Here is a 16,803-nt window from a genome sequence, read left to right on the forward strand (position 1 = left end):
GGAGCCTCGGCTCCCCCGAGCTGTCCCGCCAGTGTCGCCCCGAACGCCAATGCCATGGCCGGCCCGCTGAGGGAGTTGCCGACGGGGACGCGGGAGGGCGACCACCAGGGTCCGGGGGCCGCTCCCTCCTGTACGCCGGTCAGCCGCCGACGTGCGCGGCGATCGCCGCCCGTGTCCGCTCGGGGTCGGCGCCGTCCGCGGCCCAGGCCGCGTAGCCGTCGGGCCGCACCAGCACGGTCGTACGGCGGTCGCTCGCCCAGTGGGCCACGGTGAGCCGGCCGGTGCGGCCGGGGTCCGCCGCACAGGGCTCCGGGGCGATCAGGACGAACCGGCCGCCGCGCAGGGCCTCGTAGAGCCGGCCGCCGCCGGCCAGGGCGACGTCCGGGACCCGGGTGCCGGTGAGGCGGTGGGCGCCGCGGGGCGCGGGGTAGCGGTAGCCGATGCCGGTGACCTGGGCGGCGAGGGCACGCCGGGCGGGGCCCACGGCGTTCAGGAACAGGGTGGACACGGAGCGCGCCGCGAGCGTCCAGGGGCGCTTGGCCATCGCCAGGCGGATGATCCCGCCGCTGCTGCGCAGCACCGCCCTGCCGACCGGGTGCCGTTCGGCCTGGTAGGTGTCGAGCAGCGCGGGGTCCGCGTGCCCGGCGACGACCGCGGCCAGCTTCCAGCTCAGGTTGGCCGCGTCCTGGAGCCCGGTGTTCATGCCCTGGCCGCCGGCCGGGGTGTGCACGTGCGCGGCGTCGCCGGCCAGGAAGACCCGGCCCACCCGGTAGGCCGGCGCCTGCCGTTCGTCGCTGTGGAAGCGGGACATCCAGCGGGCGTCGTGCATCCCGAAGTCCCGGCCGAGGGCGAGCCGGGTGATCTCCTTGACCTCGGCCAGGTCGACGGGCTCGTGGTCGGGCAGGTCGCGGCCGCGGCGCCAGCCGATCACCCGGTAGTAGCCGTCGCCGAACGGCGCGAGGAAGGCGAAGGCGTCGCCGGCGGCGTGCACCGTGAGCAGGGCCGGCGGCTCCTCGGCGAGCCGGACGTCCGCGAGGACGACGGACCGGAGCACCGACCTGCCCGGGAACGGCAGCCCGACCGCCTGCCGCACGGCACTGCGCATCCCGTCCGCGCCGACCACGTACCCGGCGCGGAGCGTCTGCGTACGCCCCTCGGGTCCGCGGACCTCGACGGTGACGCCGTCCGCGTCCTGCGCGAGCCCGGTCACCTCGGTGTCGTACCGGAACGCCGCCCCCGCCTCGACGGCCCGCTCCGCCAGGGCCTTCTCGATCTCGTACTGCGGGAGGACGAGGACGTGTCGGAAGCGGGAGGGGAGGGAGCCGAGGTCGAGGTCGAGCCGGCCGAAGGCGAGGAGGTGGTCGAGAGGCCGGCCGATGGCCTCCAGGTCGTCGGCGAGGCTCCGCGAATGAGGTGCGCGCGATGCGCGTCCGTCGAGGGTGGTGGTGGGCGACGGGCGGGCGTCGAGCTGTTCGAGGGTGCGGGCATGCAGGACGAAGGCGCGGGAGAGGTTGCTGATCTCGTGGGGGCGCTTTTCGAGGACGGTGACCGGGACGCCGGCGGCGGCGAGATCACCGGCGAGCAGCAGGCCGGTGGGGCCGGAGCCGACGATGGCGACGTGTCCGGTGGTGCCGTTCATGGTGGCCTCCTGGGGGTGACAACACCTGTTGGCCAACATCTGTGGGCCAACGCTTGTAGGCAACGATAGGACCGCGCCGCCGGGCGCGTCAACGCTTGTTGGCCTACGGCTGTTGGCATACGCTCGTCGGTATGAACGGCAGCGCACAGAAGAACCAGGACGCGGCTCAGGTCACGGGCGGCCCGGCGCGGCGCTCCGACGCCACGCGGTCGGCCATCCTCGACGCCGCCCGCGAACGGTTCGCCACCGACGGCTACGAGCGGGCCACCATCCGGGCCATCGCCAAGGACGCGCGGATCGACCCGTCGATGGTGATGCGCTACTTCGGCAGCAAGGAGGGGCTGTTCGCGGCGGCCGTCACGCTGAACCTGCGGCTGCCCGACCTCGATCAGGTGCCGCGGGACGAGGTGGGCCGGACGCTGGTCGGCCACTTCCTCGACCTGTGGGAGCAGAACGAGGAGCTGACGGCGGTCCTCAGGGTCGGCGCCACCAATCAGGCCGGCGCCGAACGGATGCAGACGATCTTCCGGGAACAGCTGCTGCCGGTGGCCCGCCAGGCGTGCCCCGACCCCGAGCAGTTCCCGGCGCGGGCCGCGCTGTGCGCCGCGCAGTTGCTCGGGCTGGCCTTCACCCGCTACGTCCTGCGCCTGCCGCCGGCCGTCGAGCTGACCCGCGCGGAGCTGCTGGCGTGGCTCGGACCGACCGTGCAGCGGTATCTGACGGCTCCGAACCCCTGAGCGGAGCCCGGCGGGCCGCGATCAGGCGTGGGCCGGGGTCTGCGCGCAGGCGAGGCACGGCTCGGCGGCCGCCTCCGGCCGACACCCCGAGGGCACCGACTCCGGTCGGGCGTCCGCGGCGGCAGCGGTGTCCGCGGCGTCCAGGCGCGACATGGCCTCCTCGTCCGGCGTGCCGGGGGCTGCCTGGTAGACCACCATCCGCTGACCGCCCGTCCGGGCCAGTCGCATGACCTCGTAGGTCAGCGTCATCGGGCCGGCCTTCGGGTGCTGGAAGGTCTTCTGCCCGCCGCCGCGCTCGCAGACATCGTACCGTTCCCAGAGCCGCGCGAACTCGGGTGACTTCAGCACCAGTTCGCCGACGAGCGCGGTCAGCTCGGGATCGTCCGGGTCGGCCCCCGCGACCGCCCGCAGGTGCGCCACCGACAGGGCGACGTTCTCCTCCCACGGGTCGTAGAGCGTCCGGCCGACCGGGTGGAGGAAGAGATAGCGAGTCAGGTTGCGCTGGTCCTCCGGCCAGTCCCAGAGCCCGGGCAGCAGCCGCCGGCCCGGCGGGTTCGCGGCCAGTACGCGGTTGTGGCGGCTCACCACGTAGGCCGGCAGCGGGCGCACCGACTCCAGCATGCGCAGTACCGACTCGCGGACGGTGTGGTCCGAGCAGGCGGGCAGCTCCGAGACCCGGCCCGCGGCGAGCTCGGCGAGCTCGTGCAGGCGCTCGTAACCATCGCCGCGCAGCCGCAGAGCACGGCCGAGGGCGTCCACGACGGCGGGGGAAGGGTTGGCCTCCCGGCCGCGCTCCAGGCGGATGTAGTAGTCGACGCTCACCCCGGCCAGCGCGGCCAGCTCCTCCCGGCGCAGTCCGGGGGTGCGGCGCACGCCCGCGCCGGCCGGGAGGCCGACCTCCTCCGGGCGCACCTGCGCCCTGCGGGCCTTCAGATATCTGCCCAGCTCGGTGCCCCGGGTGTCCGCTGATGCTGCTGCCATCCGGCCATTGTCGCAGGCGGGCCGGGAACGTGGGGGGCCCTGTCAGGGCCTGGAACGCCGCACCCCCGGCACAGCGCGGTCTGCCGGACGGCCGTGCGCGGAGCCACAGTTGTTCCTGGAGCGGGCGGCCCGGCCGCCGGGGCCCAGGGGGTGCACGACACCGGTCCGCGGCCCCGGCAGGCTGCCGCCGCCCGCCCCTTCACCGCTGACGAGTCGTCAATCAGGCCTGCGCCAAAGGGAGTCACCGTGCCCATCACCCCGCCCCGGTCCACCGCCGCCACCGCCGCTCACAGGCCCGCCCCCGAGGCACCGGCCCCCGCTCCGGCGTCATCGGCGCTCACGGTCCGGCGACGACAGCCGGACCGGGCCCGGCCGGCCGCGCCGGCCGACCGGCCCGCGCCACCCACCGACGGAACCATCTCGCCCCCGAGGAGCGGTCTCGCGCTGGTCGCGTCGCTGCTCGGGTTCACCGTGATCACCATCGACGTCTCGGCCGTGAACATCGCCCTGCCCGCGATCCGGAGCTCCTTCAGCGGCGGGATGACCGGGCTGCAGTGGGTGGTGGACGCGTACACCCTGATGTTCGCGGCCCTGATGCTCTCCGCCGGCGCCCTCGCCGACCGCACCGGCGCCCGCCGCGCCTACGCCTGGGGCGTCGCCCTGTTCACCCTCGCCTCCCTCGGCTGCGCGCTCGCGCCCGGCATCGGCACGCTCGTCGGCGCACGCGTGGCGCAGGGGGCCGCCGCCGCGGTCGTGATGCCGGCCTCGCTGGCGCTGATCCGGCAGGCGTACGACGACGTCCGGGCGCGCGCCCGAGCCATCGCGCTGTGGACGGTCGGCGGCTCGGTGGCGATGGCCGCGGGCCCGGTGCTCGGCGGACTGCTCACCGACTCGGCCGGCTGGCGGGCGGTCTTCCTGCTCAACCTCCCGGTGGGCGCGGTGATCCTGGGCCTGCTGGTCCGGGTGCCGCGCTCCCCGCGCCGGCCCGCCGCGCTGGACGGCGTCGGGCAGCTCACCGCCGTACTGGCCCTGGCCGGGCTGGCCTTCGCGGTGATCGAGGGCGGCCACCAGGGCTGGACCAGCGGCCCCGTCCTGGCCGCCGCCGCGCTCGCCGTCGCCTCCGGTTGCGCCTTCTACGCGGCGGAGACCCGCCACCGCCAGCCGATGGTCCCCCTGGGCATGCTGAGGAACCGCCAGGTGGCCGTCCCGCTCGCGGTCGGTTTCGCCGTCAACGCCGCCTTCTACGGCGGGATCTTCCTGCTCGGGCTGTACTACCAGCAGCTGCGCGGGATGTCGGGAACGGCGGCCGGGCTGATGTTCGTCCCGATGTCGGCGGTGGTGACGGCGACCAACCTGGTCTCGCCGCGCATGGCGGAGCGGATCGGACGGCGTCCGGTGATCGTCGCCGGTCAGCTGATCTTCGCGGGGGCGATGCTGGCCATGCTGCCGCTGGCCGCGCACACCCCGGTGTGGCTGGTCCTGGTCCTGCTGCTGCCGCTGAGCATCGGCGGGGCGCTCGCGGTGCCCGCGCTGACCGCGCTGCTGATGGACGCGGTGCCCCGGGAGCGCGCGGGGACCGCGTCGGGGCTGCTCAACTCCTTCCGCCAGACCGGCGGCGCGCTCGCCGTCGCCCTCTTCGGCAGCCTGCTCTCGGGCCCCGGCGGCGACTTCTCCCTCCCCGGGATGCGCCTCGGCCTCCTCGCCGTCGCCGCGCTCCTCGTCCTCACCGCCGCCCTCTCCCGTCTCCTGCTGCGGCGTGGCTGAGCCCGGTCAGGAGCGCGAAAACGCCGAGGGCGCCGCCCCCACCCAGATACGGCGATGCGCGCGTACCGGCGGGAAGGCGGGCGCCCCCGGCGGAGGAACCGGTGTGCGGTCAGGCCTTGGCGTCGGCCCCGGACTTCACGGCGGCCTTGGAGGAGGGCTTGACGGTCCGGATCTTGGACTTGTCGAGCGCCATCACCAGACCGGCGATGACGGCGAACAGGGCCAGCGGGATCAGCACGTAGAGGCCCAGCGTCTGGACGACGCTCAGGCCATGGCCGGGGTCGTCACCGTCGTCGCGGGTCAGCGCGAGCGCGGGGGACGACATGAGCAGCATCATCAGCGTCGTACCGGAGGCCAGGGCGCCGGCGCGCAGGGCGTTCTTCTTGTCCACGTTCTCAAGTTAGCGAATCACCCTCACAGGCGCGCGTCCGGGGTCCCGTACACGCTGTTCACTCGCCCCTGACCTGGGTGAATACATCGAGTAACGCCCGCAGTCGGGGCGCGGCCGTCAGTTCCTCCAGCGGGAGGGGGCGGCCGTCGCGGTCCGCGATCGGCAGCCGCCAGTTCGGGTACTGGTCCCAGGTGCCCGGCAGGTTCTGGGGACGGCGGTCGCCGATGCCGTCCGGGAGCCAGACGCCGATCAGCCGGGCCGGGGTGCGCAGCAGGAAGCGGTGGACGGCGCGGATCTCCTCCTCCTCGTCGGAGCCGGGCGGTCCGGCGGCCGGCCGGTCCATGAGGCCCAGGCTGCCGAGCAGGGCCAGCCACTCGGCGGTGTCGGCGTCGGCCTCGGCGCGCTCCTCGGCCGCCGGGCGGGTGAGGAGGCCGAGGCGGTCGCGCAGGCCGACGTGGTCGCCGGTGAGCCGGGCGGCGGTGGGCGGCAGGTCGTGGGTGGTGGCGGTGGCCAGGCAGTCGGCGCGCCAGCGCTCGGGCGGCAGCGGGCGGCCGTCGCCCTCCCAGTCCCGTTCGAACCACAGGACCGAGGTGCCGAGCACCCCGCGCCGCTGGAGCGCCTCGCGCACGCCCGGCTCGACGGTGCCCAGGTCCTCGCCGATGACGACCGCCCCGGCGCGGTGCGCCTCCAGGGCGAGGATCGCGAGCATGGCGTCGGCGTCGTAGCGGACGTACGTGCCCTCGGTCGGGGCGCGTCCGCTCGGCACCCACCACAGCCGGAACAGGCCCATGACGTGGTCGATGCGCAGGGCTCCGGCGTAGCGGAAGAGGGCGCGCAGCAGCTCGCGGTACGGGGCGTGGCCGCAGGCCGCGAGCCGGTCGGGGCGCCAGGGCGGCAGGCCCCAGTCCTGGCCGCGGGCGTTGAAGGCGTCGGGCGGGGCGCCGACCGACATGCCGGCGGCGAACACGTCCTGCTGGGCCCAGGCGTCGGCGCCCTGCGGATGCACGCCGACGGCGAGGTCGTGCACGATCCCGACGGACATCCCGGCCTGCGCCGCGACCCGCTGGGCGGCGCGCAGCTGGCCGTCGGTGAGCCAGGCGAGGCGGGTGTGGAACTCGACGCGGCCGGCGAGGTCGGCGCGGGCCCGTGCGGTGGCGGCCGAGCGGGGGTCGCGCAGTTCCTCGGGCCAGCCGTGCCAGTCGGCGCCGTGGGTCTCGGCGAGGGCGTACCAGGTGGCGTGGTCGGTGAGGGCCCGGCCGTGGGCGGCGCGGAAGGCGTCGTACGCCGCCTGCCGCCCCGGTCCGAGCGGTACGGCGAGGACGATCTCCAGGGCCTCGCGCTTCAGCTCCCACACGGCGTCCCGGTCGATGAGCTCGCCCTTGTCGAGGACGGCGGCGCGCAGCCGGGCCGCCCGCTCCCGCAGCGCGCCGAGCCGTTCCCGCCCCTCCGCCTCCTCGACGTACGCGTACTCGGGGACGTCCTCGATCCGCAGATGGACCGGGTCCGGGAAGCGGCGGGAGGACGGGCGGTACGGCGAGGGATCGGTCGGGGCGCCGGGTACGGCCGAGTGCAACGGGTTGACCTGCACGAATCCGGCGCCGGTCGTACGCCCGGCCCAGCCGGCCAGCTCGGCGAGGTCACCGAGGTCGCCCATGCCCCAGGAGCGGCGCGAGAGCAGCGAGTACAGCTGGACGAGCAGCCCGTGGGAGCGGCCCGCCGGGGCGGGCAGCCGGTCGGGGGCGACGACGAGATGTGCGCGGCCGGTCCGCCCGTCGGGCGCGACGGCGCTCAACTGGTGGACCCCGAGCGGCAGTTCCCCGCCCCCGTCCCACTCGCGGTCCGCCGCCGCGCCCTCGGTGGTGACGGTCAGCCGGGTGCCGGAGGGCAGGGCGGCGAGGGCCGCGGGCCGCCGCGGATCACCGGCCCAGCGCACGACGGTCGGCGGCAGCAGTCGCTCGCGCAGCTCGCGTTCCCGGGCGGCGAGCGCGGTGCGGACGGCGTCGGGGCCGGCCGCGTCGACACCGAGGGCGGCCAGGGCGGCGGCCACGGCGGCGGCGGGCACGGCGACCGTACGGTCCGGGGCGGGGCGGTAGGAGGTGGCGACCCCGTGCAGCTCGGCGAGCCGGGCCAGGTCCGCGTCCGCGAGCGCCGCGGTCACCTACACCCCCGCGGCGAAGGCGTCGGACTCACTGGTCAGCGGGGCGGTCTCGGCGAGCGGCGGCTCACTGGTCAGGGGTTCGGCGTCGGGCAGGGGCGGCTCGCTGGTCAGCGGGGCCTGGGTACAGGCGCTCTCCGCGCAGAAGACGGACACGGGGGCCTCCTTTCGGGTACGGCGACCTTGTGGGTTACCGCAGCCCCTACCCCGTGAGCGCGACGGCAGACGTACGGCATGGAACAACATGCCATTCGTCACATTCGACTCAGCGCAACGACGCGGTGAACTCCGTCCAGGTCTGCGGCGCGAGGCGGAGTACGGGGCCGTCGGGGGTCTTGGAGTCGCGGACGGCGACGGTCGCGGGGACGTTGCGGGCGACTTCGACGCAGTTCCCTCCGGTGTTGCTGTAGCTGGACTTCACGAAGTGGAATTCGGGCACGGCTCAGGTCTCCTGGCAGATGCTGTTGATCAGTTGGGCGGAGTCGTGCTGGGCGAGGCTGAGCCGGGCCGTACGGTCGAAGAAGGCGCCGTGTTCCGCGCTCTCGCCCTCGTTCTCCACCCACACAGTAGACATGACGGTGTCTGCGTGAACCACGTCCAGAGCCTCGCTCTCGGCAAACGAGATGATGGTGAACGGCCCTGTGATGCAAGGGTGTCCACCCGCACGGAACGGCAGCACCTGAAGTCGGACGTTCGGAAGCTTGGCCACCTTCAGCAGATGCTCCAGCTGCGCGCGCATGATGTCGGGGCCACCGATCAACTGCCGGAGTGCCGCTTCCCAGACAACCGCGTACACCTCAAGCGGATGCTCTCCGTGCAGTCGCTCCTGGCGGCGCATGCGGATCTCGACCAGGCGCTCGATCTCGTCGGGGTCCTCCCACACCCCTGCGCCTTCACTCACCGCAAGCGCACGCGCGTACTCGGCGGTCTGGAACAGGCCGGGAATCAGCGAGAGTTCCCAGGCCCGCACCCGGCTGGCGACGTCCTCAAGCGCGATGTACTCGGAGAAGGTGCCCGGGTGGGGCGAGTCCTGCCACCAACCCTTCGCCTTACGGCGTTCACGGTCCAGGCGGGCCAGGTTCAGCAGTCGCGTGTGGGCCTTGGGGTCGTCCAAGCCGTAGAACTCGCACAGAGCGCGGATGTCGACGTCACGCATGGGCACCAGCCCCCGCTCCATCTTCACGATCTTCGAGTTGGTGGCGTCGAGGACATCGGCGGCTTGTTGCTGGGTCCTTCCCGCGGCGTCGCGCAGGCGCAACAGCTCTCCACCAAGCCTGCGGCCCAGGACAGTTGACGCTCGGCTACCCATTGGTGCGGATCGGTTCACGGGATCAGTCTCGCGCCTTCACGGCTTCCACGTCACACGTCTGAGCCAATTGTCTTCAAGCCGCTTGCACTCAAGAAAACATCCCCAATACGTTCGGCACTCAACCGCTCACACATCGGAGTCGCTCGGAGGCACGCCCCATGCCCGACCCCAGCCCCGCCCCCACCCCCCTCCCCCACGAAGACCAGCTCGACTACACCCCCGTCCCCCGCAGCGTCGCCCTCGCCCGCCACCGCGCGGCGCGCCTCGTCACCGAGTGGGGATACGAACACCTCGCCGGAGACGTCGCCCTCGTCGTCAGCGAGCTGATGACCAACGCCCTGCTGCACGGCAGCCTGCGCGACCGGCTCGTCCGGCTGCGGCTCCTCACCACACCCGCCGCACTCCGCGTCGAGATCAGCGACCCGCGCGGCGAACGGCTCCCGTGCCCGCGCGACGTGACCGCCGAGGATCAGTTCGGGCGCGGGCTGACGCTCGTCGAGGCGCTGGCCGACGACTGGGGTGTGGGGCCACGGGCCGGGGTGGGGAAGACGGTGTGGGCGGAGTGGAGCCTCGGACTCGCCCTCTGCACGCGGGAGGGACGGAAATGGCGCTAGCGTGGGCCCGTGCCGGAAGGACGCTGGACGAGCGGAAGGGGCAGCCGATGACCATGCCGTACGTGGACGGGAACGGCCCGCTGATCCCCAAGCCCGAGCTGACACTGCCGGCGCTTCGGCAGGCCGTGGCGACCGTCGTTCCCTCGCGCCTGCCCGAGTTCTTCGAAGACCTGCAGAAGGCGTTCATCCGGGCCGGGGACGAGGACAGCGTCGTACCGATCCGGATGTTCTACCGCCAGTGGGGCGTCGTGGTCGAGATCGAGCGGCACCCCGAGACCGCCCGTCGGCTGCACGCCGCCGAGCAGGCCATCAGCAGCCCTGACCCGGACGTGCGCGAGCGCGCCGTCCGCGAGGCCGGGGAGATCGTGCGCGCCGCCCACCGCGAGGTCGCGGGTGGCTGACTGGCACTGGGAGCCGTTCCAGGTCGATCTCCTCGACGGGCTCCCGGACGCGGCGCGCGCCGAGACCGAGCGACTGGCCGACGAGATCGCCGTACGCGAATCCATGGTCTTCCTGGAGGGAGCGCCTACACCGGACCGGGTCCCGGAGTGCGCACAGAATCCCGGGGGCTGCTGATGCTGACGTATCTGACGGACGTGCGCGGCGAGCGGATCGTGATCGTGCAGGTCAGCTGGTTCGGCTGAGCGGGACCGGCCTCCCCCGGGCCGCATGCCGACGGCATGCGGCCCGCAACGTACGCAGAAGCCCGGATCGTCAGGCTGAGATGCCGTCGATCCGGGCCAGGGCGTCGTCCGCGCCGTACGGCTGCAAATAGGGCAACCAGCGCGGGTCCCTATGGCCCGTGCCGATGATGCGCCAGGCCAGGCCCGTCGGCGGGGCCGGCTTGTGGCGCAGGCGCCAGCCCAGTTCGACGAGGTGGCGGTCGGCCTTGACGTGGTTGCAGCGGCGACAGGACGCCACCACGTTGTCCCAGACGTGCTTGCCCCCGCGGCTGCGCGGGATGACGTGGTCGACGCTGGTTGCGACGCCACCGCAGTACATGCACCGGCCGCCGTCGCGGGCGAAGAGCGCGCGGCGGGTGAGAGGAACGGGCCCCCGGTAGGGAACCCGGACGAATCGCTTGAGCCGGACCACGCTGGGTGCGGGGACTGTGACGGTCGCGCTGTGCATATAGGCGCCGGATTCCTCGAGGGAGACGGCCTTGTTCTCCAGGACGAGGATGAGCGCGCGGCGGAGCGGTACGACGCCGAGCGGCTCGTACGACGCGTTGAGGACCAGGACATGCGGCACGGGTGCCTCCTTGGGCGTCGGCGGCGCGTGGCTCGCGCCGGGACGATCTGAGGTCAGTCTCCCCTCATGCCTGGTGAACGCGCCACCATGTCCCGGTAACGGGCTGGGAGTGTTTTCGACCACACCGAATACATCCCCCGGATCATGGCCTGTTCAAGCCAGGGTGAGCCCCGTCTCTCCTGCGGCCCTCCTTGGCGTATTCGCGCGGCGCACACACAATGCCCCGTTAGTGTGGTGGTCAGTCCGTCCGGTGACCTTTTCGTGACCTTGAAAGTCCCTGGAACCCCTGACCGCCCCACCGGTACGGAACCCGCAGCACCTGGAGGTACCTGCCGTGTCGTCCTTGCCCGTCGTCCTCCTGGCCGCCGGTGCGTCGCCGTCCCCCTCCCCTTCCGGGTCGACGGCACCGGCCGTCCCCTCTCTCCAGGACGCCCAGGAGAGCGCGACGAACGCGGCGAGCTGGGTCGAGCAGAACTGGTCGACGTGGCTCGCGATGGGGCTGCAGATCCTGCTGATCGTCGTGATCGCGGTCGCGCTCAGAGCCGTGGTGCGGCGGGCGATCACCAAGCTGATCGAGCGGATGGCCCGGACCGCGCAGGCCGTGGACGGCACCGCGCTGGGCGGGCTGCTGGTGAACACCGAGCGGCGCCGGCAGCGGTCGGCGGCGATCGGTTCCGTGCTCCGCTCGGTGGCGAGCTTCCTGATCATGGGTACGGCGGCGCTGATGGTGCTGTCGACCTTCAAGATCAACCTGGCGCCGCTGCTGGCGTCGGCCGGTGTCGCCGGCGTGGCGATCGGTTTCGGCGCGCGCAACCTGGTCACGGACTTCCTGTCCGGCGTGTTCATGATCCTTGAGGACCAGTACGGCGTCGGTGACGTGATCGACGCGGGTGTGGCCACCGGCGAGGTGATCGAGGTCGGGCTGCGCGTGACCAAGCTGCGCGGCTCGGACGGCGAGATCTGGTACGTCCGCAACGGCGAGGTCAAGCGGATCGGCAACCTCTCGCAGGGCTGGGCGACGGCCGGGGTCGACGTGACGGTGCGATCGAGCGAGGACCTGGACAAGGTCAAGGACACGCTGGACGCGGTCGCCGAGCAGACGAGCAAGGAAGAGCCCTGGAACGAGCTGCTGTGGGGCCCGGTCGAGGTCCTGGGCCTGGACTCGGTCCTGATCGACTCCATGGTCGTCCGGGTCTCGGCGAAGACGATGCCGGGCAAGGCACTGTCGGTAGAGCGCGAGCTGCGCTGGCGGATCAAGCGGGCGTTCGACGCGGCGGACATACGCATCGTGGGCGGCGCGACGGCCGTGGAGGACGCTGGGGACACCCCCGACCCGGCGGCCATGATGGCGGCCCCCTCGGCCTTCTCCAACGCGGACTCCGCGCAGGCGAAGGCGACGACTCCGATAACGCCGGAGCAGCCGACGCCGCCCGGGAAGTAGGGGAACGGCTTCAGCACACTCGTTCGAGTGAACGGATGGGGCATTCCGGCGCCCAAGGGCGTGCGGGGTGCCCCATCGTTCTGCCGGGGCGCCCGAAGCGGGCTTAGCCTGGCATCAGCGCGACAAGGAGAACCAGCGATGAGCGCCGAACCGATCATGGAGCCGGTCATGACGCAGGTGGACCCCGTCGATTTGTTGATCACGTTCGAAGAGGCGTCGCCGATGCCGATTCGGCCGGAATTCGTCGAGGGGTCGGTCATCATGCCGCCGCAGCCGGACTTCAAGCACAGCAATGGCGCTGTCAGGCTCGCTGTCCACTTCCACACCGCCGGAATCGACCTGGCGGGCATGGGCATGGGCTTCCGTGCCGCCCACAAAGACGGCAGCACGATGGCCCTTGTCATCCCCGACTTCTACATCCTCCGCCGCGAGCCGACGGAACTCGACGAGTCGTACCGCAAAGCCAACAAGGGCTGGTACCCCATCGACATGCTCGCCCTCGCCGGCGAAGTCACCTCCACCAACCACGAGACCGACACCGGCCCCAAGCTCCGCACCTACGCCGCCGCCGGCGTCCCCGTCTACGTCCTGATCAACCGCCACTCCCAAACGGCCCACTGCTGCACCGACCCCATCCTCCCCGGCGACGACCCCACCGAGGCGTACTACGACACCGACACCAAGGTGAGCCTCGGCAAACCGCTCCCCCTCCCTGCCCCTTACCCCACCCTCGACACCACCCCCTTCCTCGACAACTGAGCCCCCGGTCCCCACCCCCGAGGTAACGACTCCGTCTCCTCGGGCTCGTTGTCTATTGACGCCCCCTTCATCCCGGGCTTACGTTCCTCCCACCCGAATAGGAAAGTTTCCTAACAGTGATCTTCGGTGGCCGGTGATCGGGACTGGACGTCCGGCCAGGTCACTGAAAAGCTGGGCGGCTGGAGAGGCAGGTGTGGACCCCCATGGCAGGAACCGCCGGTACGCCGGGCACGCCGCGCGTCCTGCGCGCCATGAACGACCGCGCCGCCCTGGACCTCCTGCTGGCGCACGGGCCGCTGTCGCGCACCCGGATCGGCAAGCTCACCGGCCTGTCCAAGCCCACCGCCTCCCAGCTGCTGGCCCGCCTGGAGGCGGCCGGGCTGGTGCGGGTGACCGGGACCAGCGAGGGGCGGCCGGGGCCCAGCGCCCAGCTGTACGCGGTCCATCCCGGTGCCGCGTACGCCGCCGGACTCGACGTCGCCCCGCAGCGCATCCGCGCCGCCGTCGCCGACATCACCGGCCGGACCGTGGGCGAGTACGAGCTGCCCACCCCCGGACGGCATCCCGCCCAGCCGGTCGTCCAGCAGGTCACCGACGCGCTCGACGGGGCCGTGAAGGCGGCCGGGCTCGCGCGGTCCGACGTGCACCGGCTCGTGATCGGTACGCCCGGCGCCTTCGACCCGGGCACCGGGCGGCTGCGCTACGCCTCCCATCTGCCCGGCTGGCACTCCCCCACCCTGCTCGACGAACTCGCCGCCGCCCTGCCGATGCCGGTCGAGTACGAGAACGACGTCAATCTCGTCGCCCTCGCCGAACAGCGGCTCGGCGCCGCCAAGGGTCACGGCGACTTCGTGCTGCTGTGGAGCGAGGAGGGGCTCGGCGCCGCCCTCGTCCTCGGCGGCCGGCTGCACCGGGGCTGGACCGGCGGCGCCGGCGAGGTCGGCTTCCTGCCGGTGCCGGGCACCCCCCTGGTGCGCCAGGTGGCCAAGGCCAACAGCGGCGGCTACCAGGAGCTGGCCGGCTCCCAGTCCGTGTCGAAGCTGGCCCGGGAACTCGGCATCGAGGACCTGCCGACGGGGCCGCACGCCGAGGTCGCCGCCACGCTCGTCGCCCGCGCCGCCGATCACGCCACCGGCCCCTACCGCGAGCTGCTCCGGACCTACGCGACCCGGCTGGCCATCGGTCTCGCCTCGCTCGTCTCCGTCCTCGACCCCGAACTCGTCGTCCTCAGCGGCTCCGCCCTCGCGGCCGGCGGCGAGGTGCTGCGCGCCCTCGTCCAGGCCGAGCTGGAGGAGCTGGCGGCGGCCCGGCCCCGGCTGGTCGTCGGCGACGTACACGAACACCCCGTCCTGCGCGGCGCGTTGGAGTCCGCGCTCGTCACCACCCGCGACGAGGTCTTCGACACCTCGCGCTGAGCCTTCGCAGCACCCTCCTCCGCCCACCCGTTCCCCGGGAGACCTCGCCATGCCCGAAGTCATACCCTGCGCCGCCCGAAAGGCGGCTTTTGCCGCCGTCGCCTCGCTGGCCCTGCTCACCACCGCCTGTACGGGCCAGTCCGGTTCGGGCGCCACGGACGACGCCTCGAAGGACACGACGATCAACTTCTGGCACGCCTGGAGCGCGCCGAACGAGGTCAAGGCGGTCAACACCCTGATCGCCGGGTTCGAGAAGGCGCATCCCAACATCCACGTGCACGTCGTCGGCGACATGACCGACGACAAGATCAACCAGGCGCTGCGCTCGGGCGGCGACACGGCCCCCGACGTCATCTCCTCCTTCACCACGAACAACGTGGGCAAGTTCTGCTCCTCGGGCGCGCTGGTCGATCTGAACCCCTTCTTCAAGAAGTCGGGCATCGACGCCGCCGCGACCTTCCCGAAGACGATGAACGAGTACACCCAGTTCGACGGCGACCGCTGCACGGTGCCGCTGCTCGGTGACGCGTACGGGCTCTACTACAACAAGATGGAGTTCAAGAAGGCGGGCATCACGAGCCCGCCGAAGACCTGGTCCGAGTTCGAGGCCGACGCGAAGAAGCTGACGATCCCGGACGGGGACTCGTACAAACAGCTCGGTTTCATGCCGGACTACCACGGCTGGGAGACCACCACCGAGCACTACTTCGCGCAGTTCTCGCCGACGTACTTCGGCAAGGACGGGAAGTCGGACGTCGCCAAGGACCCGGCCTTCGCGCAGGGGTTCGGTCTGCAGAAGCGGCTCGTGGACGAACTCGGCGGATTCCAGAAGCTGGAGAAGTACCGCTCGACGCTCGGTGACGAGTGGGGCACCAAGCACCCCTTCCACACCGGCCAGGTCGCCATGCAGCTCGACGGCGAGTGGCGGCTCGGGATGGCGCTCGCCGCCCAGCCGAACCTCGACATCGGCGTCGCCCCGCTGCCCGTCCCCGACGACCGGGTGGCGCAGTACGGCAAGGGCTACATCACCGGCACCATCGCGGGCATCGCCGCCGCCGGCCACAAGCAGAACGCGGCCTGGGAGTTCGTCAAGTACATCAGCACGGACACCGACGCGGTGGTCGGCTTCTCCAACGACCTGCACAACGTGCCCTCCACGCTCGCCGCGCTGAAGTCCCCGAAGCTGAGGTACGACCCCCGCTTCAAGACGTTCCTCGACATCGCCGCCGACCCGAACTCGACCACCTCGCCCGCCTCGGTCAACGGCGGCCAGTACCTGGTGACGATCCAGCAGTTCGGCTACGACTACGAGAGCGGCAAGGTCACCGATCTGAAGGCGGGCCTGCGGAAGACGGCCGCGCAGATCGACACGGACATCGCGCAGGCGAAGTAGGCGGCGCGGCCCATGAGTACGCTCACTCCGGCATCCAAGCGCCGCCGCTCGGCGCTGAGGACGCTCGCCTTCATGTCGCCCTGGCTGGTCGGCTTCGCGGTCTTCTTCGCGTACCCGCTGATCTCGACGGTCTACTTCTCCTTCATGCACTACGACGGCTTCCGGCCGCCGACCTGGAGCGGGGGCAAGAACTGGACCTACGTCTTCGAGCACTACCCCCTCTTCTGGCCCGCCCTGCGCAACACCCTGTGGCTGGTCGTGGTGACGGTGAGCCTCCGGGTGGTCTTCGGGCTCGGCATCGGGCTGCTGATCACGAGGATCAAGACGGGTACGGGCGTCTTCCGCACCCTCTTCTACCTGCCCTACCTCGCCCCGCCGGTCGCGGCCACCATGGCCTTCGCGTTCCTGCTCAACCCCGGTACCGGGCCGGTCAACTCGATCCTGGAGAAGACCGGCGTCCCCGCGCCCGGCTGGTTCAACGACCCCACCTGGTCCAAGCCCGCGCTGACCCTGCTCGCGCTGTGGGGCGTCGGCGACCTCATGGTCATCTTCATGGCCGCCCTGCTCGACGTGCCGACGGAGCAGTACGAGGCGGCCGAGCTGGACGGCGCCTCGGCGTGGCAGCGCTTCCGGTACGTGACGCTGCCGAACATCTCGCCGATCATCATGTTCGCCGTCGTCACGGGCGTCATCCAGACGATGCAGTACTACACCCAGCCTCTGATCGCCGGAAAGGTCGCCTCGGGCGTGATCCAGGGCGCGGGCACCCAGTTCGAGCCCGGCTACCCCGACAAGTCCACGCTCACCCTCCCCCAGCTCGTCTACAACCTCGGCTTCCAGCGCTTCGACTACGGCTCCGCGTGTGTCGTCGCCCTCGTCCTCTTCGCCCTGTCGATGGTGTTCACCGCGTTCCTGATGCGGCGCCGGGGCGGTCTCATCCAGGCAGGTGACTGA

At 72.2% G+C, this 16,803-nt stretch carries 18 protein-coding genes; 10 read left to right on the top strand and 8 right to left on the bottom strand.

The features are described 5' to 3' along the window. Window positions 1-139: 139 nt before the first annotated feature. Entirely contained in the window at window positions 140-1,639 is a 1,500-nt protein-coding gene (locus tag BIV23_RS33895; RefSeq protein ID WP_071384815.1) for an FAD-dependent monooxygenase, read from the bottom strand. A 131-nt stretch (window positions 1,640-1,770) separates the two neighbouring features. On the opposite strand from BIV23_RS33895, the gene BIV23_RS33900 reads away from it, so the two are divergent. Beyond that, the gene (locus tag BIV23_RS33900; protein ID WP_071384816.1) at window positions 1,771-2,376 is read left to right on the top strand and encodes a TetR/AcrR family transcriptional regulator; all 606 of its coding nucleotides are present in this window, start codon (window positions 1,771-1,773) and stop codon (window positions 2,374-2,376) included. A gap of 21 nt (window positions 2,377-2,397) precedes the next feature. Here BIV23_RS33900 and BIV23_RS33905 read toward each other — a convergent pair whose 3' ends face one another. Next, window positions 2,398-3,357, bottom strand: coding sequence for a helix-turn-helix domain-containing protein (locus tag BIV23_RS33905; RefSeq protein WP_245790773.1), 960 nt, complete (start codon window positions 3,355-3,357; stop codon window positions 2,398-2,400). A 417-nt stretch (window positions 3,358-3,774) separates the two neighbouring features. Between BIV23_RS33905 and BIV23_RS33910 the strand changes: the two genes are divergently transcribed. Beyond that, a complete protein-coding gene (locus BIV23_RS33910; protein ID WP_071384875.1) occupies window positions 3,775-5,121 on the top strand; it encodes an MFS transporter in 1,347 nt (448 codons plus the stop codon). Between the two features lie 109 nt (window positions 5,122-5,230). On the opposite strand, the gene BIV23_RS33915 is transcribed toward BIV23_RS33910, so the two are convergent. The 5 genes from BIV23_RS33915 to BIV23_RS33935 all read right to left on the bottom strand — a co-directional run bounded on the left by BIV23_RS33915 (window position 5,231) and on the right by BIV23_RS33935 (window position 8,976). After that, a complete protein-coding gene (locus BIV23_RS33915) occupies window positions 5,231-5,512 on the bottom strand; it encodes a hypothetical protein (protein ID WP_071384818.1) in 282 nt (93 codons plus the stop codon). Window positions 5,513-5,570: 58 nt separating this feature from the next. Then, window positions 5,571-7,670, bottom strand: a complete 2,100-nt coding sequence (gene malQ, locus BIV23_RS33920; RefSeq protein WP_071384819.1) for a 4-alpha-glucanotransferase — start codon at window positions 7,668-7,670, stop codon at window positions 5,571-5,573. Then, window positions 7,671-7,823, bottom strand: coding sequence for a hypothetical protein (locus tag BIV23_RS49130; protein WP_245790775.1), 153 nt, complete (start codon window positions 7,821-7,823; stop codon window positions 7,671-7,673). Between the two features lie 109 nt (window positions 7,824-7,932). Further along, the gene (locus BIV23_RS33930; RefSeq protein ID WP_071384820.1) at window positions 7,933-8,106 is read right to left on the bottom strand and encodes a DUF397 domain-containing protein; all 174 of its coding nucleotides are present in this window, start codon (window positions 8,104-8,106) and stop codon (window positions 7,933-7,935) included. 3 nt (window positions 8,107-8,109) lie between these two features. After that, window positions 8,110-8,976, bottom strand: a complete 867-nt coding sequence (locus BIV23_RS33935; protein ID WP_107471350.1) for a helix-turn-helix domain-containing protein — start codon at window positions 8,974-8,976, stop codon at window positions 8,110-8,112. A gap of 158 nt (window positions 8,977-9,134) precedes the next feature. Between BIV23_RS33935 and BIV23_RS33940 the strand changes: the two genes are divergently transcribed. From BIV23_RS33940 to BIV23_RS33950, 3 genes are read left to right on the top strand one after another with little or no spacing between them, the layout of a single operon-like run. Then, window positions 9,135-9,590, top strand: coding sequence for an ATP-binding protein (locus BIV23_RS33940; RefSeq protein ID WP_071384822.1), 456 nt, complete (start codon window positions 9,135-9,137; stop codon window positions 9,588-9,590). Window positions 9,591-9,637: 47 nt separating this feature from the next. Beyond that, a complete protein-coding gene (locus tag BIV23_RS33945) occupies window positions 9,638-9,991 on the top strand; it encodes a hypothetical protein (RefSeq protein WP_071384823.1) in 354 nt (117 codons plus the stop codon). Further along, entirely contained in the window at window positions 9,984-10,166 is a 183-nt protein-coding gene (locus BIV23_RS33950; protein ID WP_071384824.1) for a hypothetical protein, read from the top strand. Before BIV23_RS33945 ends, BIV23_RS33950 begins: the two co-directional genes overlap by 8 nt. Before the next feature lie 138 nt (window positions 10,167-10,304). Here the strand turns inward: BIV23_RS33950 and BIV23_RS33955 are convergent, their stop codons facing one another. Further along, window positions 10,305-10,841 (bottom strand): HNH endonuclease, encoded by a 537-nt coding sequence (locus tag BIV23_RS33955; RefSeq protein ID WP_071377809.1) that lies wholly within the window; start codon window positions 10,839-10,841, stop codon window positions 10,305-10,307. 334 nt (window positions 10,842-11,175) lie between these two features. Between BIV23_RS33955 and BIV23_RS33960 the strand changes: the two genes are divergently transcribed. From BIV23_RS33960 to BIV23_RS33980, 5 genes are all read left to right on the top strand, one after another. Next, complete coding sequence (locus BIV23_RS33960) at window positions 11,176-12,282, top strand: mechanosensitive ion channel family protein (protein ID WP_071384825.1); 1,107 nt, start codon at window positions 11,176-11,178, stop codon at window positions 12,280-12,282. 138 nt (window positions 12,283-12,420) lie between these two features. Continuing rightward, the gene (locus tag BIV23_RS33965) at window positions 12,421-13,041 is read left to right on the top strand and encodes a Uma2 family endonuclease (RefSeq protein WP_071384826.1); all 621 of its coding nucleotides are present in this window, start codon (window positions 12,421-12,423) and stop codon (window positions 13,039-13,041) included. A 203-nt stretch (window positions 13,042-13,244) separates the two neighbouring features. After that, complete coding sequence (locus BIV23_RS33970; RefSeq protein WP_071384827.1) at window positions 13,245-14,456, top strand: ROK family transcriptional regulator; 1,212 nt, start codon at window positions 13,245-13,247, stop codon at window positions 14,454-14,456. Between the two features lie 49 nt (window positions 14,457-14,505). Further along, a complete protein-coding gene (locus tag BIV23_RS33975) occupies window positions 14,506-15,849 on the top strand; it encodes an extracellular solute-binding protein (RefSeq protein WP_079173581.1) in 1,344 nt (447 codons plus the stop codon). 12 nt (window positions 15,850-15,861) lie between these two features. Further along, window positions 15,862-16,803, top strand: a complete 942-nt coding sequence (locus BIV23_RS33980) for a carbohydrate ABC transporter permease (RefSeq protein ID WP_071384828.1) — start codon at window positions 15,862-15,864, stop codon at window positions 16,801-16,803.

Source organism: Streptomyces monashensis, from assembly GCF_001866665.1.
GTDB lineage: Bacteria > Actinomycetota > Actinomycetes > Streptomycetales > Streptomycetaceae > Streptomyces > Streptomyces monashensis.

Bases quoted from the DNA above. Each gene is read 5' to 3' on its own strand.
- BIV23_RS33900 (WP_071384816.1), top strand. From the start codon at position 1,771: ATGAACGGCAGCGCACAGAAGAACCAGGACGCGGCTCAGGTCACGGGC.
- BIV23_RS33975 (WP_079173581.1), top strand. From the start codon at position 14,506: ATGCCCGAAGTCATACCCTGCGCCGCCCGAAAGGCGGCTTTTGCCGCC.
- BIV23_RS33980 (WP_071384828.1), top strand. From the start codon at position 15,862: ATGAGTACGCTCACTCCGGCATCCAAGCGCCGCCGCTCGGCGCTGAGG.
- BIV23_RS33970 (WP_071384827.1), top strand. From the start codon at position 13,245: ATGGCAGGAACCGCCGGTACGCCGGGCACGCCGCGCGTCCTGCGCGCC.
- BIV23_RS33935 (WP_107471350.1), bottom strand. From the start codon at position 8,976: ATGGGTAGCCGAGCGTCAACTGTCCTGGGCCGCAGGCTTGGTGGAGAG.
- BIV23_RS33965 (WP_071384826.1), top strand. From the start codon at position 12,421: ATGAGCGCCGAACCGATCATGGAGCCGGTCATGACGCAGGTGGACCCC.
- BIV23_RS33940 (WP_071384822.1), top strand. From the start codon at position 9,135: ATGCCCGACCCCAGCCCCGCCCCCACCCCCCTCCCCCACGAAGACCAG.
- BIV23_RS33895 (WP_071384815.1), bottom strand. From the start codon at position 1,639: ATGAACGGCACCACCGGACACGTCGCCATCGTCGGCTCCGGCCCCACC.
- BIV23_RS33945 (WP_071384823.1), top strand. From the start codon at position 9,638: ATGACCATGCCGTACGTGGACGGGAACGGCCCGCTGATCCCCAAGCCC.
- BIV23_RS33905 (WP_245790773.1), bottom strand. From the start codon at position 3,357: ATGGCAGCAGCATCAGCGGACACCCGGGGCACCGAGCTGGGCAGATAT.